Origin of the sequence: Ramlibacter aquaticus (assembly GCF_015159745.1) — a bacterium.
GTDB classification, from domain to species: Bacteria; Pseudomonadota; Gammaproteobacteria; order Burkholderiales; family Burkholderiaceae_C; genus Ramlibacter; species Ramlibacter aquaticus.
Genome location: NZ_JADDOJ010000205.1, coordinates 1 through 411 on the forward strand (window position 1 = coordinate 1; position 411 = coordinate 411).

Here is a 411-nt window from a genome sequence, read left to right on the forward strand (position 1 = left end):
CTGCGACGCCGCATCCCCATGGCACCCACCCCCACGCCGAAGCCAGGCCCCGTGACACCGAAGAAACAGGCGGCGCCGCAGAACGCCCGCGCCAGCGGAGCGCTCATCCACCGCATCTTCAACGAGTACCGGGGCCGGATCGAGAGCCGGGCGTTGGCCGTCGGCGAACGGCTGCCTTCGGTGCGTGCGATGGCCGCCAGCATGTCCATCAGCAACGAGACCGGGCTGCGGGCCTACGACAAACTGGCGGCAGCGGGCTACCTGGAAGCACGGCGCGGCTCCGGTTTCTACGTCTCGCCGCGGGCTCTTGAGGTGGGCGCGCCCACGCCGTCGCCGCGGTGGGAGGGGCCGCCGTCGCCGGGTTCGTGGGACCACCTGCTGCAGTCCACGGGTCCGGAGGGAGACTCCGCC

1 protein-coding gene is annotated in these 411 nt (G+C 72.3%); it reads left to right on the plus strand.

Going from position 1 to position 411, the window contains the following annotated elements; genetic code table 11:
* Positions 1-51: 51 nt before the first annotated feature.
* A partial coding sequence (locus IM725_RS20130) for a winged helix-turn-helix domain-containing protein (RefSeq protein ID WP_321576226.1) occupies positions 52-411 on the plus strand: 360 nt, incomplete at its 3' end.